Origin of the sequence: Undibacterium sp. TJN25, assembly GCF_049339885.1 — a bacterium.
Classification (GTDB): Bacteria; Pseudomonadota; Gammaproteobacteria; order Burkholderiales; family Burkholderiaceae_D; genus Undibacterium.
Genome location: NZ_JBMPPM010000002.1, coordinates 340,272 through 362,902 on the forward strand (window position 1 = coordinate 340,272; position 22,631 = coordinate 362,902).

Sequence of the window (22,631 nt, forward strand, 5' to 3'; positions counted from 1 at the left end):
TGACCCACACTCCTGAAAAGGACGGATCATGTCTGCCGCCATCTTTTCCCGCGTTGACGATTTCTGCGCGCGTTTCCAGCTTCGTCTGCCCATCTTGCTGGGCCCCATGGCCGGCGCATGCCCGCCTTCGTTGTCGATTGCTGTCGCCGAAGCCGGCGGCCTGGGTGCCTGCGGCGCCTTGCTGCTGGAGCCGGAGGAAATCACGGCCTGGGTTGCCGAACTGCGCGCCCACACCAAAGGCGCGTTCCAGCTGAACTTGTGGATACCCGATCCAGCGCCCAAAAGGGATACGGCGCACGAGGCGCAACTGCGCGATTTTCTCGGCCATTGGGGGCCAGAAGTGCCGGAGCAGGCTGCCGACACCAAACCTCCTGATTTTGCCGCCCAGTGCGAAGCATTGCTGGCAGCCAGGCCACCCATCGTATCGTCCGTCATGGGCCTGTATCCGCCTGAATTCGTGCAAAAGCTGAAAGCCGGCGGCATACGCTGGTTTGCCAATGTCTCCACCGTGGCGGAAGCGAAAGCGGCACAAGCTGCCGGCGCTGATACCGTCGTTGCGCAGGGCATGGAGGCAGGCGGCCATCGCGGCTGTTTCGATGCCACGCTGGCGGAGGCACAGCTGGTTGGCCTGTTTGCGCTATTGCCGGCGGTGGTTGATGCAGTGAGCATACCGGTAGTAGCCACAGGCGGCATAGGCGACGCGCGCGGCGTGGCGGCGGCGCTGATGCTGGGCGCAAGCGCAGTGCAGATAGGAACCGGTTTCCTGCGCGCGCCGGAAGCCGGCATCCATCCCGCCTGGGCCGATGCGCTGGCAGTGACCGCACCCGAACACACCATGCTCAGCCGCGGCTTCAGCGGCCGCGCCGGACGCAGCATCGCCACCAGCTACGTCAAGGCCGCTACGGCGCCAGGCGCTCCCGCACCCGCGCCTTATCCGGTGCAGCGCGGCCTCACCGCAGCCATGCGTGCCGATGCACTGAAAACCGGCGACGTGCAGCGCATGCAGGCCTGGGCGGGGCAGGCCGCGGCAATTGCCAGGGCTATTCCGGCGGCCGAGCTGACGCGCAGGCTGTGGGATGAAACGAAGGCTTTGTTTTGATCCGGCTGCGTGTGCTCCCTTTGCCTGCAACGATACGTTCTTCCCGTTTTATAAGGTATGCAGGCGTGCTGGCGCTGATACTGCTCGGTGGCTGCGTGTTGCTGGCCCTGGCGGGAGAGTTGTTGACAAGACCAGCGCTTCATTCCGTAGGCGCACCGCCAGCGGATATGCCTGCTTTCGCAGTTGATATTCCCGTGCCTGGCAAAGAGAGTGTGGCAGGCTGGATTGCTCCCGGGCGGCCCGGCTCGGGCGCGGTGCTGCTGTTGCATGGAGTCCGCGGTGACAGGCGGCAGATGACAGACCGTGCGCGCTTCCTGAATCGCGCCGGATATACCGTGCTGTGGATAGATCTGCCAGCACATGGGGAGAGCCGCGCGGAGCGCATTACCTTCGGTTATGAAGAGGCAAGAGCCGTCGATGCGTCGCTTTCCTATCTGGCTATTGCAGCAAAGGGGGAGCGTCTGGGCCTCATTGGTGTGTCGCTGGGCGGTGCTGCGACCCTGCTCGCACATCCTGCGGAAGAGCTGAGCGCTGTCGTGCTGGAATCAGTATACCCAACCATTGCTGAGGCAGTGCAGGATCGGCTGCGGTTGTATCTGGGCGATGCTGGGCCTTTTCTTGCACTGGGTTTACTGATGCAGTTTCCGTTGCGGCTAGGCATTTCGTCCGACAGTTTGCGGCCTATAGACCAGCTTTCCCGCATGAAGGCACCCTTATTGATTGCCGCTGGCGATGCAGACCAACATACAACTGCCGCTGAATCCCAGCGCATGTTTGCCCGAGCGAATGCACCCAAAACCCTATGGATGGTAGAGGGAGCGGCCCACGTGGATCTGTATGCATACGGCAAAGCGCAATATGAAAGAAAAATTTCAGAGTTTTTTTCTGCCCACCTGCGGAAAATTTGACGCTGGTAGCCTGCTCCCAAAAATTTGCCACGTAAACGGCGTCAGTAGGGAAAACCGTCTATGCTTAGTGCCTGCCGCTTGATGCCAACCGGCCTGCGTCAGATAAGTCCAGTGCAAGCACCATTTGATCTTTCAGGAGGATGCAAAATGAAAATAGATTTGAGCAATAAAACCGCCATCGTTACCGGTTCCACGCTGGGCATAGGTTTTGCCATCGCCAAGGGGCTGGCCGGTACCGGGGCTACTGTTGTCGTCAATGGCCGCAAGCAGGAGGCAGTGGACAAGGCCGTGGCCGCCATCAAGGCCGAAGTGCCCGGCGCCAGCGTGCGCGGTGCGGTAGCCGATGTCGGTAGTGCGGAGGGTTGCGCGGCCCTGGTGAAGGCGGAGCCGCATGCGGATATCCTGGTCAATAATGTCGGCGTGTACGGGCCGCAAGATTTTTTTGATATTCCGGATGAAGAATGGACGCGTTTCTTTGAAATCAACGTCATGTCCGGCGTGCGCCTGTCGCGCGCCTATGTTCCCGGCATGCAAAAAACCAACTGGGGCAGGGTGGTGTTCCTGTCGTCCGAGTCCGGCATCAACATTCCTGCCGACATGATCCATTATGGCTTTACCAAGACAGGCAACCTGTCGGTATCGCGCGGCCTGGCAAAGCGCCTGGCCGGCACCGGCATTACCGTCAATGCGGTATTGCCGGGCCCCACCTTATCGGAAGGCGTGGAAGAAATGCTGAAAGACGCGGCGGCCAAGGCAGGCGTCAGCGTACAGGAAGCGGGCAATGCCTTTGTGAAGGCACACCGTTCCAGCTCCATCATCCAGCGTACGGCAACGTCGGAAGAAGTAGCCAACATGGTGGTGTACGTGTGTTCGCAGCAGGCCTCCGCCACTACCGGCGCAGCCCTGCGCGTGGATGGCGGCGTGGTGGATACGATCGCCTAGGTGTAACCGTACCAGCGGCTTGGCAGGCTACGCCGCCCAGGCCGCTGGTGGTTTTTACAGCCCGGCCAGCGCCTGCTGCGGTGATTTTCTGGCGTTGATGCGGTCGCGTATTTCAGCAATCAGCTTCAGCGAATGCAGGCGCGTCTGCTGATCAAAGATGTGCGCGGTCACCATCAGTTCGTCCGGCTGGGTTCTGGCCAAAAATTCCCTCAGCCTGGTTTCTACCGTGGCCGCGGAGCCGACGATGGATTGACCCAGCGTATGGTCCACTCCGGCTCTTTCCGCCGGTGAGCAATAGGTGTTGAAGTCTGCGATTGGCGGCGGCACTTGGCCCGGCGTACCGCGCTGGTGGTTCACAAATGCCTGCTGCTGCGACGTGAATTGATGGCGCGCCTCTTCATCGGTATCGGCGGCCAGCACGTTGATGGTCAGCATGGCATGCGGCTTCTTCAGTTGCGCTGAAGGCTCAAAGCGGGTGCGGTAGATTTCCAGCGCCTGCATCATCATGTCCGGCGCGAAATGGGAAGCAAATGCAAACGGCAGCCCCAGCATAGCCGCCAGCTGCGCGCTGAACAGACTGGAGCCTAGCAGCCACAGCGGCACCCGCAAGCCTGCGCCCGGCACTGCCCGTATCATCTGGTTCGCTTCCGCCGGCTCAAAATAGGCCTGCAATTCCTGCACGTCCTGTGGAAACTGGTCAGGCCCCGCACCCATGTCGCGCCGCAGCGCGCGCATCGTTGCACGATCAGTGCCGGGCGCTCGCCCCAGCCCCAGGTCTATGCGGCCCGGATACAGTGCTTCCAGTGTGCCGAACTGTTCCGCAATCACCAGCGGCGCATGGTTGGGCAGCATGATGCCGCCGGAACCTACGCGTATGGTCTTGGTGCCGCCGGCCACGTGCGCAATGACGATGGAGGTTGCTGCACTGGCAATGCCCTTCATATTGTGGTGCTCTGCCAGCCAGAAGCGCTGGTAGCCGTATTGCTCCGCCTGCTGGGCCAGCCGCAGCGTATTGCGGAAGGCATCGCTGGCGGTAGCGCCCTGGTTGATTGGGGACAGGTCTAAAACGGAAAAAGGGATCATGCGTATTCCTCGATAATGCGGGATTCGGTCAAAGGCAGATGATAAAGGCAATCCATTTTGCGCGTATTTTGCGAGTTTGCGCGCCTGGACGCAGCAAAGGCTTCGTTGTTCTCATATGGAGCCGAGCTTGCGTAATATAAGGGGATAGGTAAGGGGATAGCTAAGGGGATATATTGTGTTTCTGTCGGAACAAGTTGCGCGGCGGTGAGGGACTTCAGTCCGCTTCAACTTCGTCCACCGGTATCTTGGTTTCGAACTTGGAGCAGTTCATTGCAAAATTGCTGGTGAAATTGCGCACATTGTTGTGCGACGAAAAAACGCGCCGGGTCAGCGCATGGTAGCTCTCCATCGACGCCGAATTCACGATCAGCAGGAAATCCGATTCGCCGGATACTTCGTAGCAAGCCAGCACATCTTTCTCGGCGAGCATCCTTTTTTCAAACACCCTCAGCAGCGAGTCATTCTGCTTTTCCAGTTCCACCGAGACGAACACCGTCAGCGGCCTGCCTACGCGGTCGCGGTCCACAATTGCCACTTCCTTCAGCAGGATGCGCTCCGCTTTCAGCCTTGCGATGCGGCGCTGGCAGGTGGCCAGGGATGCATGCAGCTTTTCGGCAAGGCTTCTCAGCGAGATGCTTGCATCTTCCTGCAGCAGGTTCAATATCTGCCGGTCCAGACGGTCCAGGTTCATATTTTTTCTCCAAGCTTGGTCCAGGTATAGGCGGAAATAGCGGCCCATGGTGCGAGTGTTTCATTGTACGGCCAATTTTTGAGAAATTTTCTCATTCCGGGTGCCAAGCTTGAGAAAACGTATCGCTGCAGATGCCTATACTGGCTGTATTCCTTGTTGACCTTCCTCCTGGAGCGCACCATGCATACCGATCCTGCCTTGCAACAGCAGCTTGTCACCTGGCGGCACCATCTGCACCGTCATCCTGAAACCGGGTTCGAGGAGCTGCAGACCTCCGACTATGTCGCGCAGGCATTGTCCGGCATGGGGCTGGAAGTTCACCGCGGCATAGGCGGCACGGGCCTGGTGGCCAGCCTCAGCGCAGGGAATGGCACTGGTGTCATCGCACTGCGCGCCGACATGGACGCGCTGAATATCCACGAGGGTGTGGCGCAACGTGAATACGCATCGCAAACACCGGGGAAGATGCATGCCTGCGGCCATGACGGCCACATGGCAATGGTACTGGGCGCAGCCCGGCTGCTGTGCGAAAGCAGGGATTTCAGCGGCACGGTGCGCTTTATCTTCCAGCCGGCGGAAGAGCATGGCAGGGGGGCGAAGGCGATGATGGCCGACGGCCTGTTCAAGCGCTTCCCGGTGGATGAAATCTATGGCGCCCACAATATGCCCGGCATTCCGGCGGGGCATATTGCGACCCGCACGGGCGGCATCATGGCCAGCGAGGATAATTTCGTCATCCGCATCAAGGGGCGCGGCACGCATGCGGCCAGGCCGCACATGGGCATCGACCCCATCGTCATCGCGGCCGAAATCGTGCTGGCACTGCAAACCATCGTCTCCCGCAACCTTGACCCCGGCATGCCGGCAGTGATCTCCTGCACGGAAATACTCACCGACGGCATACGCAACGCCATTCCTACCCACGTCACCATCAAGGGCGATACGCGCAGCTACACGCCGGAAGTACAGTCCTTGCTGCAAAAGCGCATGCGCGAGATCAGCGAAGGCGTATGCAGGCTGCATGGCGCGGAATGCGAATTTGAATACACGCATGAGTTCGCTCCCACGGTCAACTGGCCGGAATGCGTGGCCGTCGCGGTCAAGGCGGCGGCCAACATCGTCGGCGCGGAAAAGGTGGACGCCGGCATCCAGCCGATGATGATTTCAGAGGATTTTGGCGCGTTTTTGCAGGTAGTGCCAGGCGCCTTCGTGTTCATCGGCAACGGTGCAGACCAGGAGGACGGTAGCACGCCGCTACACAATTCCAGCTACGACTTCAACGACCGCGTGCTGGAAACGGGGGCACGCTACTTTGCCGAACTGGCACGGGTGCGGCTGCCCGCCTGAATGCTTCTTCGATGAGTTCAACCACACCTGAAGACCCGACGATGAATCCTTCCATACCGGTCATCATGCCGCCGATTAACAGCACGCTTTTTACCAACCCGCGCTGCGCTTCCGCCGATACGGCTTACAGCGATGCAATGCGCGAAGTGCTTTCACTGGCATCCTTTGCCGACGCGCAGCGGCATATTTCGCAGTGGGCAGGCTACCACGCCACGCCGCTGGCCAGCCTTCCTGGCCTGGCGGAAGCGGTGGGGCTGGGCCGCATTCACTACAAGGATGAGTCCGGCCGTTTCGGTTTGGGCAGCTTCAAGGCACTGGGCGGCGCCTATGCGGTGGGCAGGCTGTTGCAGAAGGAAGTGGCGAGGCTTGCCGGCCACGAGATTGCCGCGGACGAACTGGGTCGGCCGGAGTACGCCGGCCTGATCCGCGGCATCACTGTCAGCTGCGCCACGGACGGCAACCACGGCCGTTCTGTGGCCTTGGGAGCGCAGCGCTATGGCTGCGGCTGCATCATCTATGTGCATGCAGGTGTCAGCGCCGGCCGCGTGGCCGCAATCGAAGCCTATGGTGCGCAGGTCGTGCGCATCGCCGGCAATTATGACGACTCGGTGCGGCAAGCGGCGGCGGACTCGGCCCGATACGCTCATTTTGTCGTATCGGACACGTCTTATCCCGGTTATCTGGATGTGCCGCGCGATGTCATGCAGGGCTATACCGTGATGGTGGATGAAATCCTGCAGCAAATGGGGCCGAAAATGGGCCCGGACCCGCAGCATCTGCCCACGCATATTTTTGTGCAAGGCGGCGTAGGAGGCCTGGCGGCCGCCGTCTGTGCGCATTGCTGGGAAAGCCTGGGCAGCCGCCGTCCGCGGCTGGTGGTCGTGGAGCCGGAGAGAGCCGCCTGTCTGTATCACAGCGCCGTTGCCGGTCATCCGGTCGTCATAGACGGTGAACTGGATACTGTCATGGCCGGCCTGGCCTGCGGCGAAATATCTCCGCTCGCATGGCGCATCCTGGAGCAGGGCGCCAGCGCGTTCCAGACCATTGACGACCGGTCCGCCCTGTTCGCGATGAAAATGCTGGCCGATGGCGGGCTAGGAGATCCGCCGATTGTTGCCGGCGAATCCGCCGTGGCCGGGCTGGTAGGTGCTGTTGCGGCGGCGCAGGATGCCACGTGGCGGGAGCAACTGGGCCTGGACGGGACCAGCAGCGTGCTGGTAATAGGCAGTGAAGGAGATACCGATCCCGGACTGTATCAGCGCATCGTAGGGCGCGCGGCTGGCGCCGTCAGGCAGCAGGCTGAAGAGCATGCCGCCATTGCCATGACTAGACCTTAGTCCGCTTGGTCTATAGCAGGCTTTACTTTTTCCGCCGCGCGCCACAGATACCACGCCGCAGCGCTACGGTGCGGGCTCCACGCCAGGCCTATCTGCGCCAGCTCTTTTGGCTTGGGTTGCTGCGGCAGCGATTTCAGCACGCGCCAGCCTTCGCGCACGCCGAAATCGTCCACCGGCAGGATGTCCGGCCGTTCCAGCGTATAGATCAACAGCATTTCCACTGTCCAGCGGCCTACTCCCCTGAGCGACACCAGGCGCGCGATCAGTTCTTCGTCATCGAGTTTTTGCGAAGCCTTGCGCGTGGGGACGACGCCTGCTGCCGTGCCTTCTGCAATGCCGCGTATGCTGGCAATCTTCGCAAACGAAAAGCCGCAGGCGCGCAGCAGTTCCGGCTCGGTCTCCAGGATGCTGTCCGGCGAGGGAAAGGCTTCATCCGGATACATCGCCACAAAGCGTCCCAATATGGCTTCGGCCGCCTTGCCATGCAGCTGCTGGTGGGCGATGGCGCGTATCAGCGCCTCATAAGGCTCGCGGCCGGGCATGGTCTGCAGGCCGCAGGGGCCGATACGCTGGACCAGCGCGGCCCAGTCGGCGTCGATGGCGGCCAGATGGGCGCTGGCGGAAGGGACGTCTTTTTTAGGCATGGAATTCCGGTTTCAATTGAGTGCGGAGATTGTACTCAATCTCCGTCACGGCCGTTGCCGGCAGCTCTTTTTCGCTGCGCTGGTGCGGCAGGTCAGCGTCGCGGGCGTTACGTTACTGTCGGTCCCTTCACTGCGCATCATGGAAGATGATTCCCAGCGTGTGCCTCTGGCCGCGGCGCAGCACGCTGACACCATGGCGCAGGTTGACGCGATAAGTGCCGCGGGTGCCCTGCACGGGTCTGTGGTGCACGGCAAACACGACGGCATCGCCTTGCCGCAAGGGCACGACAGCAGGGCGCGACTGCATGCGTGGGCGCTGTTCGGTCATGACAAACTCGCCGCCGTCGAAATCTGCCCCTGGCTCGGACAACAGGATAGCCACTTGCAGCGGAAACACGTGCTCTCCATAAAGATCCTGATGCAGGCAGTTATAGTCGCCCGCGCCGTACTGCAGCAGCAAGGGTGTCGGCCGGGTTTGCCCCGCCGCATGGCAACGCTGCAGGAAACCGGCATGCTTCGCCGGGTATTGCACGTCCATGCCCATTGCCTTGTTCCAGCGGTTTGCGATGGAGCTCAATGGCGCATACAGCGCTTCCCGCATGCCGGCCACCAGGTCCGGTAGCGGATAGTTGAAATATTTATATTCGCCACGGCCGAAACCATGTCTTTCCATCACGACGCGGCTGCGGAATGGTGCATCATCCGCATACAGCGCCGCAATGGACCGGCACTGTATCGCCGACAACAGGCCGGGGATCATCGCATAGCCTTGCCCATCCAGATCGTCGCTGATCTGCTGCCAGTCCAGCAGGCCGACTGCAATCTCATTGCCGAATTCGCCGGTAGCTGGCGTATCTACCGCTGCGCTCATAATGGCTTGCCCATGTCGGCCGCTTCCTTGTCCAGCAGGCTGCGCTTGCGTTCCACGCCCCAGCGGTAGCCGGACAAGGCGCCGTCATTGCGCACCACGCGGTGGCAGGGGATCGCCACGGCAATATTGTTTGCTGCGCAGGCCTGCGCCACGGCCCGCATGGATTTCGGCGAACCTATGCGCTGTGCGACGTCGCTGTAGCTGACGGTGCTGCCTGCGGGGATTTCCCGCAGGGCCTGCCATACGCGCTGCTGGAAGGCGGTGCCGCGCACATCCAGCGGCAAATCCAGCCCCAGTGCCGGCGCTTCCACAAAGCCGACCACGCGCGACACCAGCTGTTCGAATTCCGTATCGCCGCCCACCAGCGCTGCGCGCGGAAAGCTGTCCTGCAGCTCCTCGATCAGCGTGTCCGGGTCATCCCCCAGCAAAATGGAGCATACGCCCTGGCCGGTTGCCGCGACCAAGATGCTGCCCAGCGAACATTCGCCCAGCGCGAAGCGAATCTCGGTATCCCTGCCGCCGGCCCGGAAGCGTTTCGGCGTCATGCCAAGCACTTGCGTGGAGCTGGCGTAAAAGCGGCCGTTGGAATTGAAACCGGCGTCGTAGATGGCCTGGGTGACGGTGTCGGTGCGGCCCAGCTCCTCGCGCACCCGTTTGCCGCGATGTGCAGTGGCATAGGCTTTGGGCGTCAGCCCGGTCACCGATTTGAATATACGGTGAAAATGATACTGGCTCATGCCCATGGCCTCGGCCAGCTGCGGCAGGCTGGGCAGCTGGTCCGCCGTCTCTATCAGCCGGCAAGCCTTGGCGACGGTCGCGGCATACTGCTCGGGCAGCGCTGGCTGGTCCGGCTTGCAGCGCTTGCAAGGACGGAAGCCTGCGGCTTCGGCATCGGCGCCATGATCGAAAAAGGAAAGGTTTTCGCGCCGCGCAGGCCGCGAAGCGCAGGAAGGGCGGCAATACACGCCGGTGGTGCGCACCGCGTAATAAAAACTGCCATCCGCGCCGGCGTCCCTGGCCTGCACCGCAGTCCAGCGCGCGGCGTCGCCGGCATAGTTGCCGGTATGGTTGCCTGTTTCATCGGCATCATCGGCGTAATTGGTCATTTTGTTCATGATATGCATCCCTGGTGAACTGTTGATGGATACATGTTAGCGGCTCCTTTTTGCCGTCGAACTTCGATTCTTGCTTTTGAATCCATTTATTCTCTTTCGATTCAACAGCAAGAACCGGGGAGATTTCAGGGTAGGCGGAGCCTATAGTTTATTCCTCAAACTTATCCAGGGAATACCCATGATCACGCTGTACGATTATCTGCCCTCGCAGAATGCCTACAAAATCCGTTTATTGCTCAGACAGTTGCAGCAAGACTATACAAAAGAGCTTATCAGCATTTTTGAAGGGCAGGGCCAGACGCCGGCATTTTTGGCGGTCAACCCTGGTGGAGCAGTGCCGGCCATCCGGCTGGAAGACGGCCGTGTGCTGGCGGAATCCAATGCCATCCTGTTTTATCTGGCGCAGCATAGCCGTTTCCTGCCGCAAGACATTTTCGAGCAGGCCAAGGTATGGCAATGGATGTCTTTTGAAGGCGACTACGTGCAAGCCACCATCGCCACGCTGAGGCACTGGACGATGACGGGCAAGCTGGCGCGGCGGCCGGAAAGTGTTGTCAGCGGCAAGCGAGCGGGCTCGCTGAAAGTCTTGCAGATAATGAACCGCGAGCTGCAGGAGCGGCGATTTTTTGTGGCCGATACTTACACAATCGCGGATATGTCGCTGTTTGCGTATGTGCATCTGGCGGAAGATGCCGGCCTGCCCCTGCGCGACTACCCGCATGTGCAGCGCTGGATAGCGCGCGTCAAATCGCAGGAAAACTATCTGGATGAAGTTCATCCGTATTCCATCGACCCGCATTCTGCAAAAGAACTGCCGTAGGGCCCGGCGAGGAAATTTTGCACGCTTGTCAGGGTCATGGAACGCATGATTTACGGAAGGCATTCACCGGTATAATCCTTTCTGCAATTTACAGATACCCATTTGCCGGTGTTTTCTATAGCATAAATACCGGCAGCGCCTACCCAAGGATGATCATGCACATATTCCCCGGTTTGATGCCGCACGCCACCCGCGCAGTATTGCAGCAAAAAATACCTTTTTTTAGAAGGACGGCCCAGTATATTGCCGCATGCAGCGTGGGATGCGCGGCACTGCTGGTGATGCCGCATGCTGCAATGGCAGCGACCCAGGATCCCGCCTCTGTTCAGACGGCGAACCCGCTGAATGCCATCAAGCAGGATGAGCTGCCGGGAAATGATTTTTACAACTATGCCAATGGCACCTGGATGGATGGCACCGCCATCCCCGAAGACCGCAGCAGCTGGGGCGCCGGGAGTATTCTTGCCGAAGAAACCAACCAGCGCGTCATCAAGCTGCTGGAGCAGTTGAACGCCGGCGGCAAGGCCGGGCCGGATCAGCGCAAGGCCGCCGATTTTTATGCAGCCTACATGAACGAAGCCGGCATAGAGGCGAAAGGTCTGGCGCCACTGAAAGCGTCGCTGGAGCGTATCGATGCCATCTCCGACAAGCGCCAGCTGGCGAGGGTGCTGGGCGGCAATGTACGTGCCGACGTCGATCCGCTCAACGCAACCAATTTCTATACCGAGAACCTGTTCGGCCTGTGGGTTGTGCAGGGTTTGAAAGAGCCCACGCGCAACAGGCCTTATCTGCTGCAAGGCGGCTTGGGTATGCCGGACCGTGACTATTATCTTTCCATTAATCCCAAGGTGACGGAACAGCGCGGAAAATACCTGACGCATATCCTGATCGTGCTGAAGCTGGCTGGATTTGCCGATGCCGAGCAGCGCGCGGTGAAGATTTTTGAACTGGAAAGACAGATCGCCCAGAGCCACGCCAGCCTGGAAGATTCGGAAGACGTGGTCAAGGCCAACAATACCTGGAGCCGCAAGGATTTCGACCAGAAAGCGCCAGGCCTGGACTGGAATGAATTTTTTGCCGGCGCCAGCCTGAACCGCCAGGGCAGCTACATCGTGTGGCAACCCAGTGCGGTAACGGGGGCGGCGGCACTGGTGGACAGCGCGCCGCTGGCGGTCTGGAAGGATTACCTGAGCTTTCACCTGCTCAACCATTTTTCGCCGGTGCTGCCGAAAGCCTTTGCAGACCAGAATTTTGCGTTCTACGGTACGACGTTGACGGGCACTCCGCAGCAGGCTGCACGTTCCCGAAGGGCGCTGGATGCCAGCAATACGGCATTACGCGATGCAATCGGCCACATGTATGTAGAAAAATATTTTTCTGCGGCAGCCAAGGCCCGCATTCAGGGCATGGTGGGCAATATCATCGGCGCGTTCGACCGCCGCATTGCGCAGCTGGACTGGATGGCGCCCGCCACCAAGGCCCAGGCGCGCGCCAAGCTGAAAACCCTGTACGTCGGCGTTGGCTATCCGGAAACTTGGCGCAGCTATGCCGGCCTGCAGGTAGTGCCGGATGATGCGCTGGGCAATGTTTCCCGCGCGGAGGCGTTTAACTATCAGGCGGCCTTGTCCAAGCTGGGCCGCCCGGTGGACAAGAAAGAGTGGTGCATGCCGGCGCAAATCGTCAACGCGGTTAACATGCCGCTGCAAAATGCGCTGGACTTCCCGGCCGGCATCCTGCAGCCGCCTTTCTTTGATCCCGCTGCTTCCGACGCAGTGAATTACGGTTCCATAGGCGCGGTGATAGGGCATGAGATCAGTCATAGCTTCGACAATACCGGCAGCCAGTTCGATGCACAGGGCCGCCTGCGCGACTGGTGGACGCCGGCCGATCTGGCGCATTTCAATGCGTCGTCCGCCGCGCTGGTGGCGCAGTATTCCGCTTACCGTCCGTTTGCTGACGTGGCGGTTAACGGCCAGCAGACGCTGAGCGAAAACATCGCCGACCTGGCCGGCCTGGCGGCAGCCTATGACGCCTACCGCACGGCATCCGGCACTAAGACAGACCCCGCTGCGCAGCAGGAGCAGGACAGGCAGTTCTTCATCGGCTTTGCGCAGAGCTGGCGTAACAAGTCGCGCGAGCCGGCACTGCGCAAGCAGATCGCCACCAACGGCCATGCGCCGGACCAGTACCGCGCAGCCACTGTGCGCAATATCGATGCCTGGTATTCTGCCTTCGACGTCAAGCCCGGCCAGGAACTGTACCTGGAACCCAAAGACAGGATAAGGGTCTGGTAAGGCTGGATTAATTCTGTCGCACAAAAGGGCCCGTTTATTCATCTGCGGGCCCTTTTTTATTGGACCCGGTTACCTGCTGTCAGCTGCCTGAAACGCGTATCGCCGAAAAATATTTGCTTCCGTATGGAATAGAACGCGTGTATTCCTGTTTACCTCATTGCAAGCCGCAGACGCACACCACGTCTGCATCACACAATGAATGACATTACAGGAGCAACACGATGAAACAGGTTCTATTCGCCGCCGCCATTTTTTCCGCTTCCCTGGGCAGCGCCTTTGCCACCCCTGCCTCTGAAGCGCAGACGCATTTTGCCGCCATAGGCTCCGGCGACATGGCGGTGCTGATGCGCACCTATGCCGACAATGCGCAATTGAACTGGATAGGCGGCCCGCTGGATGGCGGCTATGCCGGTGCCGATAGTATCCGCGGTACATGGGAGAAATTCATGAAAGCTGCCGGTGCGCTGAAAGTAAGCATAGGCAGCCTGGAAGAGTCCGCCAATCCAAAAGGGGCGACCGTCGTTGCCAACGTATTGTTCGAAGGCAAGAGCACGATCAAGGTGCGCTACGTGCTCACTTATCGCGACAATAAACTGGTCAATGAAACCTGGCAGATCGACCCCAAACTGGCCGTTGCCGCATATTGATTTGGTGAGACCCATAAAAACCTCATTTAAGAAAATGAAAATTTATTCTTGACTGATCAGTCTGTAGTTGATAAAGTTTCCCCTAGCAAGTTTGGGCCGATTCCGTGTCGGTCCCTTTTTTTGGTCATATTTGGACTAAATAGTCCAAATATGACCTGCAGATAACCGGGGAATACTCTCATGACTACAGACATCACATCGGGCACAAACATTTTCACTAACAAAGTCGCACTCGTTGCTGGCGGTTCGCGCGGCATAGGCGCGGCTGTCGTCCGGCGGCTGGCGCGGGATGGCGCCACAGTGGCGTTCACTTATGCCAGTTCCCCCAAGCCGGCGCAGGAACTGGCGGAATCCATCGTTGCTGCGGGCGGCCGCGCCCTCGCCATCCAGGCAGACAGCGCAGATGCAGCAGCCGTGCAGGCGGCGGTGGCAGAAACGGTAAAAGCGTTCGGCGGCCTGGATATACTGGTCAACAATGCCGGCATCCTGCTGCGCGGCACGGTGGACGAGTTTTCGCAGGAAGATTTTGACCGCATGCTGGCGGTGAATGTGCGTCCGGTATTTGTTGCCGCCAAGGCGGCGGTGCCGCATATGAAAGAGGGCGGCCGCATCATCACGATAGGCAGTGTGGTCGCAAACCGCACCGCCTTCCCCGGCGCCAGCGTGTACGGCATGACAAAATCGGCGGTTGCCGGCCTGGTGCGCGGGCTGGCGCTGGATCTGGCGCCGCGCGGCATCACCGTCAATAATGTGCAGCCCGGCCCCACGGCAACCGACATGACACCGGCCGACGGCCCGCATGTGGACATGATCAAAGCGCTGGTGCCCCTGGGCCGCCTGGGCAAGGATGACGAGATTGCCGGCATGGTCGCTTACCTGGCCAGCCCGGAAGCCGGCTTCGTCACCGGTGCTAGCCTGAGCATAGACGGCGGTTACCTGGCCTGACCGCATCCCCGATTTGCAGGGCGGGAAAGGCGGCAGGTATCCGGCGCGGTCAGTTCATTGACTGCAGCTTCTCCGCCATGACCTCTGCAAAGGTGGTGGTGCCTGTCAAGTGTTCGGTGTGGTTGCCTTCAAACTCGATCCAGCCTTCGTTGAAGCCGTCCAGCATCTGCATGCGTGGTAGCGGGTAGGCAATGCCCTGGGATTGGAAGATGCCTTCCCAGGCGTCGCGCGCAATGACCTGCATCTGCACCGGTTTGTCCAGCAGGCGGCTGAAGTCGGCTGCGATCTGCTCAGGTGTGATGCGGGCGCCTTCCAGTTCTATGACGCGGTGGCCGCTCCAGTCTTCTTGCAGCAGCCGCGCCGCAACGGTGGCGATATCGCGGGTGGCAATCATCGGCACCGGCTTGTCCAGCGGCTGCAAGAAGCTGGGGATAGTGCCGGTTGTTTCTGCCGGGTCGATATCCCAGATGAAGTTTTCCATGAACCAGGCTGCGCGAATGAAGGCGACCGGCATGGTCAGGTCCGCAAAGCTTTTTTCCATCATCTGCAACTGGTTCAGCAGGTTGTCTTGCGTAGCCTGCGCGCCTATCGTGGACAGGCAGACGACCTTTTTCGGGTTTGCCTTTTTCAGTGCGGCATGCAGCGCATCGACGATGCGGCGCGTTTCCGGAAATCCTTTGGATGGCGCGAAATTCGGCGGCAGCAGGATGAAGACCGAGTCGGAGCCGGCAAAGGCCGTCGCCAGTGCATCGGCATCGTTGGCATCGGCAAGCGCCAGCTCGCAGCCCTGTTTTGCCCAGGAGCCGGCTTTCACGGTATCGCGGACGATGGCGCGTACCTGTTGGCCGTCCGCCAGCAGCTTGCCGGCCAAGGCACTGCCGACCTGGCCGGTAATTCCCATTATGGTGATCATGATCATTCCCTCGTAAAGAAAGCAGCGGTTGCCGCGTTGGAGAGAATTATCTATGCTTGCATTGCATTATGCGATAGCATCAGTGTTACTTGATAAGTGACGCGGAATTACTAATATGAAATTGCAAATGGAGCGGATGTTATGAGCTTTGATGCCCGTCTGGCCGGCGGCATGGGTGTATTTGCCGCGGTCGTCGATACCGGCAGCTTCGTGCGCGCCGCCGAAGTGCTGGATATGACGCCGCCCGGCGTCAGCCGCGCCATTGCCAGGCTGGAGAGCCGACTGGGTGCGCGCCTGTTTGACCGCACCACGAGGTCGGTCAAGCTGACGGATGAGGGCCGCCGCTTCCACGAGCATATCACGCCGCTGCTGGCCGGCATGGAGCAGGCGGCCAGCCTGGTGTCGGGCGCGGCCGTTGCCGTGCGTGGCCGCCTGCGCGTCAATGCCGATCCTTTTTTCTCGCAGCTGATACTGGCGCCGCATCTGGGCGACTTCGTCACCGGCTATCCGGAGCTGGAGCTGGAAATTATCACGCGTGACCAGATGGGCGACCTGGTCGCAGACGGCTTCGACGTCGCCGTGCGCTTCGGCCAGCCGCAATCGTCCACGCTGGTGGCGCGCAAACTGTTGGACACGAAGATACTGACGGTGGCTTCTCCCGCCTACCTGAAAAAGCATGGCACGCCCAAGACGCCCGCGGACCTGGCCAAGCCCGAACATATCTGCATCCAGTACCGCGACCCGGAAACCGGCAAACCCTTCCCATGGGAATTTCACAAAGGCAAAAGCGTAACGCGCGTGGCCATGCCGGGCCGGCTCATCATCAACGATGTGCGCACGATGCATGGCATCTGCCGCTCTGGCCATGGCGTGGCGCAGGTAATGGCGCTGGGGGTGGAAGATTATCTGAAAGACGGCAGCATGGTGCAGATACTGAAAGAATGGCCGGATGAGCGTTTTCCGCTCTACGCGCTGTATCCGTCGCGGCACCTGCCGCCGGCCAAGGTCGGCGCCTTCCTCGATTTTGTCACTTCGCTGAGCCGCGCCGCCTGAAGCAGAAACCGGGCAGGGCGCTATCGCCCATCATGCGTTCAATATTGACAGAGCAGTCCATTAATTCTATAGTCCCGCCATGGCAAGAAAAAAAGAATTCAGCCGCGAAGAAGCGGTGCGGAAAGCAATGGAAGTCTTTTGGAAAAAAGGCTTTGAAGCCACGTCCACCGACGATCTGCTGGCGGGCATGGGCATAGGCCGGCAAAGCATGTACGACACCTTCGGCGACAAGCGCCAACTGTACTTGGAGGCGCTGCAGCTGTATGTCAGCGACAGCATCGGCAACTTGCTGCTGTGCATGCGTGCAGAGTCTTCTCTGCAGGCCATCCGCGGCGTGCTGCTGCAAATCGCCACCGGCAGTGCCGAGCATCAGGCCAAGGGCTGCATGGGTGTCAGCGCCGTTTCCGAATTCGGCCAGCTCGATGAAGACGTCAACCGCATCCTCGCCTCCAGCGGCATGCTGCTGGAATCCACACTGGAACGCGTCATCACCGACGGCCAGCAAAAAGGCGAAATCAAACCCTTGCTACAACCCAGGGTCGCCGCCAAATTCATCGCCTCCACCTTGCTCGGCCTCAAAGTTAGCGCCAAGGGAGGCGCCAGCCAGCAAGACCTGTTTGCCGTTGCCGACTTTGCGCTGGAAAGCCTGAAAAACGCCTGAGCGGCGAACTTGTGCTCTAGGCCTGCCTTGTCGCTGCCCGGACATCGCTGTGAAACCGCAGGATTTTGGAGGTTTTGTCTCGAACATTGACAACCTCCAAGAGGTGGTGATTGATCAAGGCGGATTTATACGTCATACTTTTAATCACAATCGGCATTGCCAGGATGTCCGCTTAACGTTAGGCCTTACACAGGCTTCACGACCGCCATCAATCCCCAGAAGGAGCACCATGGCCAAGTATCTGATCTCTTTTCCAAGCGCGGCGATGCTTGTTCCCGATGGCGAATTGGAAGCGGTGGGCCGCGATGCACACGCTGTGATTGAAGAGGCGAAAGCCGCCGGTGTTTACGTCTTCGCCGGTGGAATCGACGAAGGCGTGCCGCCCGTCCTCGTCTCCGCTGACGGCGCGGTTGCAATGGGTGGCTATTCTTGGGCGCCTACGCTCGACGGCGGCTTCACCGTGTTGGAGCTGCCTTCGCGCGATGAGGCCATCACGTGGGCGGCGCGCATCGCCAAGGCTTGTCGCTGCGACCAGGAACTGCGCGTCTTCGGGTTCGATCCGCAGTCCTGAAGGCAACACTGAAATGGTGCGGCAAGTGCGGCCTCACAATTGATTCTCACCGAGCCCGCTTCGCGCTCGGCTTAACTCAGGCTAGAGTCGACTGCCCGACGATGCCCAGAGGCCGCTTTGGGGCGTCTGCTAACGGCCATAAGCGGACGTTGTCGGCTTATGGCTAGAAATGGCCATTCAGGAAAAGAAAAATTGAATCCGTATCGTTTGTTCGAAGGAATTTAGGAATGTGGCTTTTGCCCTGGGAAAAATGGTTGCCGCCGTTTATCGTCGGACCAATTATGTTTGTGGCCTCTATCTATGGGATGTTCAACTATTCTCAGCTTCATTGGTGGGATTCGATACTCCTCCCACTCGTTTGCTTATATGGGGCCTATGGAACTTGGGCGTGGTTCAAACGAGGTGAAAACGTTTTTAATTTCTCAGGCGGGGGAAAAAAAAGTTTGAATCAAAAAGAGTAGTATCTGCTTCCGGCCAGATGCGGACGTTCGAAATTTCTAACCGCACTCAAGTAGTTCAGATAAATATTAGAGGTGATTTTTTAGTTTGGAAATCAAAGATTTATTATGAATACTCGTAACTATTTTTTTCTCATTTTGTTTTTTTCCTTAGGCTTACTTGGTACTAAAACCGCACAATCCGCGACGACTGGAACTTCTGATTACGGAAACGAGATATACACGAACGTAAAACTAGTAAGTAGTGAAAGCGAATTAGTAGGTTGGCGCATTCAAATTATTCAGGCGTCATCACGAGTTTATGTTTTGCTTCAGGAATTTGAGGGAGTCGCTCAAAATCCATGTTTAATCGAGGCAACCATCGTTGGAAGCACCTTACATTTTGATTTGCCGAAGTCATGCTATGGGGAGGGAGATTTCACAGGGTTTTTACAGGGGAAATGGCTAATCGGAAATTTCTCTAACGGTATGCTTGGTCCAGATGGTGAAAAGAAAATGAAATTGAGAAGGATTAGCCAATAGTTGGGCAAAATGTCTTACCACCGTCCTTCATTCTCGAATGAGTGTATACGGCCAGAATCGGCCAATGCGGTTTGTTATTTGTTAAGGGTGAACATGCCAGCACGTTTTGTTGTGGGACTTGTTTTTAGCTTCGTTCTCACCGCAGCTAGTGCGAAAGATGCGGTCTGCTATGACCCGAAAGATGACATCGAAGATAGGCAGTGCATGTCAGCAGAAGTTGATAAGGCAGACGAGAAACTAGCTAAGTATATTGAAGCAGCAAAGGCGCGCATCGCGGAAGACCAAACCATCGAGCTATCACTCGATGTTGCGCAGAAGGCATGGCTCAGTTACAGGTCGGCTCAATGTGGCGACGTCTATACATATTGGCTTCGAGGGACCTATCGATATCGCGTCTCACTGCAGTGTATGATTGATTTGACACAAGAAAGAACACACGACATTTGGTCCGCTTATCTCACGTATGTCGATTCGACGCCGGCGACTTTGCCTGAGCCTTAATTGCAAAGTTCGATAGCAGGAATCGGCTGCGGATTCAACCGGCCGACGCAACACACTATAAACTGTACAAGCAGGAGGAGTGTTGCGATGAAACAAAGACCTCGAATCTATTACACGGAAAGCCAGAAGGCGTTGATGTGGGAGCGTTGGCGGCAAGGCGAGTCTCTTCAGCAGATCGCCCAGCTGTTTGATCGAAACCATTCCTCCATACAACGGATTCTAGCTGATTCGGGCGGTATACGACCGGCACAGCGATGCCGTTCCCGGTTGGCGCTGACTTTAGCTGAATGCGAAGAAATATCGCGCGCAATGGTCGCAGGACAGTCGATCCGTTCGATTGCCATGTTTCTCGGGAGAGCGCCGTCGACCATCAGCCGAGAGATTAAGCGCAATGGCGGTCAGGAAGGCTATCGGGCGAGTGAGACCGACCAAGGCGCCTGGGATCGAGCACGACGTCCCAAGTCCTGTAAACTAATAACGAACCGGGTGCTGGCGCGCATCGTAGCCAGCAAGCTCCGATTGCAGTGGTCACCGGAGCAGATCGCCGGATGGCTGAAGCAGACTTACGCTGACGACGAGGACTATCAGGTGTCACACGAGACCATCTATCGCAGCCTCTATATCCAGGCCCGAGGCGCGTTGAAGAAGGAACTGCTGGCGCATTTACGCCGTACCCGAGCAATGCGCCGCTCACGCCATCACACGCAGAAGACGGGTGATCACGGCAGAATTGTCGACGCGGTGTCGATCAGCGAGCGCCCGGCCACGGTAGAAGATCGAGCGGTACCCGGGCACTGGGAAGGTGACCTGCTGTTTGGCAGCCATAACAGCCAGATTGCCACTCTTGTCGAGCGCCAGACGCGTTACGTGATGCTGGTGAAGGCCCCCGGCAAGGATACCGAGACGGTCATCAATGCGCTGATCAAGAACGCTCATAAATTGCCGCAGGAACTCTACAAATCGTTGACATGGGATCGAGGTACAGAAATGCACGGCCACAAGCGTTTCACGTTGGCCACCGACATCCGGGTTTATTTCTGCGACCCTCAGAATCCCTGGCAACGTGGGTCGAATGAAAATACAAATGGGCTATTGAGGCAGTATTTCCCCAAGGGCCTTGATCTTTCGAATTACTCGCAGACGAAACTCAATGCCGTGGCGAGGCGATTGAACGAGCGCCCTAGAAAGACGCTAAACTACGAAACACCCGCCCAACGATTTCACCAAGCTGTTGCGTCGGCCGGTTGAATCCGCAGGTGCAAGCAGACATTGAGGCAAAGCGATGCCCAAGCATTTGCACCATGCAAGAACTACCCCTCAATCGACGTTCTATTTAGTATGATACATACGTAAATAGAAGTACTCAGGTATCCAGGAGAACTCTCACCATGAACCTCGACCACCTTATCTTGAAAGTTAACGACCTCGAAGCCAGTGTTGCGTTCTACACCGGCGTGCTCGGGTTTGTCGAAGAAGGAAAAGACGGCCCGTTCACCGTCATCAGGGTGGGGCCGGACTTTCAGTTGCAACTCGCGCCGTGGGGTACGCCGGGGTTTGAGCACTATGCGTTTTCCGTGTCCAGGGCTGAGTTCGATAGCATATTCGAGCGGATCAAGGCTGCGGGGGTTGCGTTTGGTCCCTCGTTTGATTCGGTCGGCACCAACACCGGGCCCGGGCAGGAATCGGGGGCGCGGGGGCCGGCCCCGACGCTATACTTCAATGATCCCAACAAGCACTTGCTGGAGATCCGGGCTTACGAACCCTAAGCGCCTTCGCGGCATCTACTCTTCAGCGTCGTTTCAATAATCCTTTTTGGGGAGGACGCGCCCTGCAGGCCGCTCAGGCTGCTACCCGGCCGGCGATGTTGAAAAGAGACAGCCGTTGCATTTTGGTAACGCTCAGCATATTGCCGATGGTCTTCTGCGCTACTATCTTTATCTTTACGGTAGGCAATCCTGCCGCTTTCTGACTGTTGAACCCTGGGAAATTGGAATGGACTCCTTCACGCTTCTCATCGCATCTGCTGTGGCGAGCGTCATCATGGCGGCGACTATGTATATGATGTTTCGCGCCAGTCCGCGCGAGACCTATCTGCTGGACTGGTCGCTTGCCGGCTTGTTCCATGTCGTCTCCGGCTGCCTTGGACTTGTTGCATCATCCTATACGGTTCCTTACCTAGTGACGCCGGCGCTGGGCAATGCGTTTTATGTGGTGGGCCACTATGCGATCCTGGTGGGGCTGCAGCGGCATTTTGGCTATCGGCCCCGCGTGGCGATATTGCTGCTGTTGCTGGTGGCAGTGGTCGGACTGCACTTCCTGCCTTTTGCACGTGCAGCCGTGGCGAACCGGCTGCTGTTGCTGTATCCGATCGTCATTTTCTTTAACCTCTGGACGATCCGCATGCTGTGGAAGGCGCCGGAAGGGGAAGCAAGGCCGGCTTACCTGCCGCTGATGCTGCTGGAGATTCTGTTCGTAGCGCAGTTGCTGTTGCGCGCCGTGGTTGTCGCTTTTGGCCACAGCGCGAGCCTGACCTTTGTCGGCAGCCAGTTCCTGCAAACCTCGGGTTCGCTGGCGACCTTTGTTTTTCTGTCGGTGGCGACGATGAGCTGTGCGCTGATTGTCATCCGTCGCCAGGAGCTGGTATTGCGCCGGCTGGCGTTGACGGACACGCTGACAGGCTGGCTGAACCGCCGCGCGATGCAGGACATGGCGGAACGGGAATTCCAGCGCAGCGTGCGCACGGGGTCGGCGCTGGCCTTTGTCATCTTTGATATCGACCATTTCAAATCCATTAACGACCGTTTCGGCCATGCGGTCGGCGATGCAGCGTTGCGCCATGTCACTGCCGTGTCGGCCGGAGCGCTTCGCGGCTACGACGGCTGTTTTCGTATCGGCGGCGAGGAGTTTGCCGCACTGGTGACGGGCGCCGAGCTGGAAGAAGCCCGGCACGTGGCCGAGCGTTTGCGTGAACAGGTCGCCGCAGCGCCTTTGCTGATTGACGGGAATACGATTTCCATCACCGTCAGCGTAGGGCTTGCCGTGCGAGGGCAAGGCGATATTTCATGGGAAGACGGCCTGCGCCGCGCAGATGACGCGCTATACCATTCCAAGCAGAATGGGCGCAACCGCGTCAGTATAGACAAGCACAGCGTTGCCGCGCCAGAGACGGGCGGAAACCTGGCTGCGGGCATGCAGGCGATGGCCTGAAC

General features: G+C 58.8%; 23 protein-coding genes. 17 read left to right on the top strand and 6 right to left on the bottom strand.

The features are described 5' to 3' along the window. Nucleotides 1-28 precede the first annotated feature (28 nt). The 3 genes from ACO0LO_RS05195 (at nt 29) to ACO0LO_RS05205 (ending at nt 2,949) form a co-directional block, all read left to right on the top strand. Nucleotides 29-1,099: an NAD(P)H-dependent flavin oxidoreductase gene (locus tag ACO0LO_RS05195; RefSeq protein ID WP_422963138.1), complete on the top strand. Its 1,071-nt coding sequence runs from the start codon at nt 29-31 to the stop codon at nt 1,097-1,099. A 194-nt stretch (nt 1,100-1,293) separates the two neighbouring features. Then, nucleotides 1,294-2,007, top strand: coding sequence for an alpha/beta hydrolase (locus tag ACO0LO_RS05200; protein ID WP_422963139.1), 714 nt, complete (start codon nt 1,294-1,296; stop codon nt 2,005-2,007). A 147-nt stretch (nt 2,008-2,154) separates the two neighbouring features. Continuing rightward, a complete protein-coding gene (locus ACO0LO_RS05205; RefSeq protein ID WP_422963140.1) occupies nt 2,155-2,949 on the top strand; it encodes an SDR family NAD(P)-dependent oxidoreductase in 795 nt (264 codons plus the stop codon). Between the two features lie 54 nt (nt 2,950-3,003). Here the strand turns inward: ACO0LO_RS05205 and ACO0LO_RS05210 are convergent, their stop codons facing one another. Next, a complete protein-coding gene (locus tag ACO0LO_RS05210; RefSeq protein WP_422963141.1) occupies nt 3,004-4,032 on the bottom strand; it encodes an LLM class flavin-dependent oxidoreductase in 1,029 nt (342 codons plus the stop codon). Nucleotides 4,033-4,246: 214 nt separating this feature from the next. Beyond that, on the bottom strand, nt 4,247-4,723 hold the full coding sequence (locus ACO0LO_RS05215) for an Lrp/AsnC family transcriptional regulator (protein WP_422963142.1): 477 nt from the start codon (nt 4,721-4,723) through the stop codon (nt 4,247-4,249). Nucleotides 4,724-4,903: 180 nt separating this feature from the next. Here ACO0LO_RS05215 and ACO0LO_RS05220 point away from each other — a divergent pair, with 180 nt between their 5' ends. Together ACO0LO_RS05220 and ACO0LO_RS05225 are read left to right on the top strand one after the other, a co-directional pair. Next, complete coding sequence (locus tag ACO0LO_RS05220) at nt 4,904-6,070, top strand: M20 aminoacylase family protein (RefSeq protein ID WP_422963143.1); 1,167 nt, start codon at nt 4,904-4,906, stop codon at nt 6,068-6,070. 11 nt (nt 6,071-6,081) lie between these two features. After that, nucleotides 6,082-7,407 carry a diaminopropionate ammonia-lyase gene (locus ACO0LO_RS05225; protein ID WP_422963144.1) on the top strand — a complete coding sequence of 442 codons (1,326 nt, stop codon included), beginning with the start codon at nt 6,082-6,084 and terminating at the stop codon, nt 7,405-7,407. Here ACO0LO_RS05225 and ACO0LO_RS05230 read toward each other — a convergent pair. From ACO0LO_RS05230 to ada, 3 genes are all read right to left on the bottom strand, one after another. Next, nucleotides 7,404-8,051 carry a DNA-3-methyladenine glycosylase family protein gene (locus ACO0LO_RS05230; RefSeq protein WP_422963145.1) on the bottom strand — a complete coding sequence of 216 codons (648 nt, stop codon included), beginning with the start codon at nt 8,049-8,051 and terminating at the stop codon, nt 7,404-7,406. The two genes, ACO0LO_RS05225 and ACO0LO_RS05230, sit on opposite strands and share 4 nt — an antisense overlap. Nucleotides 8,052-8,178: 127 nt before the next feature. Beyond that, entirely contained in the window at nt 8,179-8,922 is a 744-nt protein-coding gene (locus ACO0LO_RS05235) for a 2OG-Fe(II) oxygenase (RefSeq protein WP_422963146.1), read from the bottom strand. Beyond that, on the bottom strand, nt 8,919-10,028 hold the full coding sequence (gene ada / locus ACO0LO_RS05240) for a bifunctional DNA-binding transcriptional regulator/O6-methylguanine-DNA methyltransferase Ada (protein WP_422963481.1): 1,110 nt from the start codon (nt 10,026-10,028) through the stop codon (nt 8,919-8,921). Before ada ends, ACO0LO_RS05235 begins: the two co-directional genes overlap by 4 nt. A gap of 187 nt (nt 10,029-10,215) precedes the next feature. Between ada and ACO0LO_RS05245 the strand changes: the two genes are divergently transcribed. The 4 genes from ACO0LO_RS05245 (at nt 10,216) to ACO0LO_RS05260 (ending at nt 14,743) form a co-directional block, all read left to right on the top strand. Then, the gene (locus tag ACO0LO_RS05245; RefSeq protein WP_422963147.1) at nt 10,216-10,857 is read left to right on the top strand and encodes a glutathione S-transferase family protein; all 642 of its coding nucleotides are present in this window, start codon (nt 10,216-10,218) and stop codon (nt 10,855-10,857) included. Between the two features lie 155 nt (nt 10,858-11,012). Next, complete coding sequence (locus ACO0LO_RS05250; protein ID WP_422963148.1) at nt 11,013-13,151, top strand: M13 family metallopeptidase; 2,139 nt, start codon at nt 11,013-11,015, stop codon at nt 13,149-13,151. 221 nt (nt 13,152-13,372) lie between these two features. After that, nucleotides 13,373-13,798 carry a nuclear transport factor 2 family protein gene (locus ACO0LO_RS05255; RefSeq protein ID WP_422963149.1) on the top strand — a complete coding sequence of 142 codons (426 nt, stop codon included), beginning with the start codon at nt 13,373-13,375 and terminating at the stop codon, nt 13,796-13,798. A 180-nt stretch (nt 13,799-13,978) separates the two neighbouring features. Continuing rightward, nucleotides 13,979-14,743: a 3-oxoacyl-ACP reductase family protein gene (locus tag ACO0LO_RS05260; RefSeq protein WP_422963150.1), complete on the top strand. Its 765-nt coding sequence runs from the start codon at nt 13,979-13,981 to the stop codon at nt 14,741-14,743. Nucleotides 14,744-14,792: 49 nt separating this feature from the next. On the opposite strand, the gene ACO0LO_RS05265 is transcribed toward ACO0LO_RS05260, so the two are convergent. Continuing rightward, on the bottom strand, nt 14,793-15,656 hold the full coding sequence (locus ACO0LO_RS05265) for an NmrA family NAD(P)-binding protein (protein ID WP_422963151.1): 864 nt from the start codon (nt 15,654-15,656) through the stop codon (nt 14,793-14,795). Between the two features lie 141 nt (nt 15,657-15,797). Between ACO0LO_RS05265 and ACO0LO_RS05270 the strand changes: the two genes are divergently transcribed. From ACO0LO_RS05270 to ACO0LO_RS05305, 8 genes are all read left to right on the top strand, one after another. Next, on the top strand, nt 15,798-16,709 hold the full coding sequence (locus tag ACO0LO_RS05270; protein ID WP_422963152.1) for a LysR family transcriptional regulator: 912 nt from the start codon (nt 15,798-15,800) through the stop codon (nt 16,707-16,709). A gap of 127 nt (nt 16,710-16,836) precedes the next feature. After that, a complete protein-coding gene (locus ACO0LO_RS05275) occupies nt 16,837-17,370 on the top strand; it encodes a TetR/AcrR family transcriptional regulator (RefSeq protein WP_422963153.1) in 534 nt (177 codons plus the stop codon). Between the two features lie 229 nt (nt 17,371-17,599). Further along, nucleotides 17,600-17,941 (top strand): YciI family protein, encoded by a 342-nt coding sequence (locus ACO0LO_RS05280; protein WP_422963154.1) that lies wholly within the window; start codon nt 17,600-17,602, stop codon nt 17,939-17,941. A 566-nt stretch (nt 17,942-18,507) separates the two neighbouring features. Next, nucleotides 18,508-18,921 carry a hypothetical protein gene (locus tag ACO0LO_RS05285; RefSeq protein WP_422963155.1) on the top strand — a complete coding sequence of 138 codons (414 nt, stop codon included), beginning with the start codon at nt 18,508-18,510 and terminating at the stop codon, nt 18,919-18,921. Nucleotides 18,922-19,014: 93 nt separating this feature from the next. Next, complete coding sequence (locus tag ACO0LO_RS05290) at nt 19,015-19,422, top strand: lysozyme inhibitor LprI family protein (protein ID WP_422963156.1); 408 nt, start codon at nt 19,015-19,017, stop codon at nt 19,420-19,422. Nucleotides 19,423-19,509: 87 nt separating this feature from the next. After that, complete coding sequence (locus ACO0LO_RS05295) at nt 19,510-20,670, top strand: IS30 family transposase (RefSeq protein ID WP_422963157.1); 1,161 nt, start codon at nt 19,510-19,512, stop codon at nt 20,668-20,670. 140 nt (nt 20,671-20,810) lie between these two features. Next, the gene (locus ACO0LO_RS05300) at nt 20,811-21,188 is read left to right on the top strand and encodes a VOC family protein (protein ID WP_422963158.1); all 378 of its coding nucleotides are present in this window, start codon (nt 20,811-20,813) and stop codon (nt 21,186-21,188) included. Nucleotides 21,189-21,414: 226 nt separating this feature from the next. Beyond that, complete coding sequence (locus tag ACO0LO_RS05305) at nt 21,415-22,629, top strand: GGDEF domain-containing protein (RefSeq protein WP_422963159.1); 1,215 nt, start codon at nt 21,415-21,417, stop codon at nt 22,627-22,629. Nucleotides 22,630-22,631: the final 2 nt, after the last annotated feature.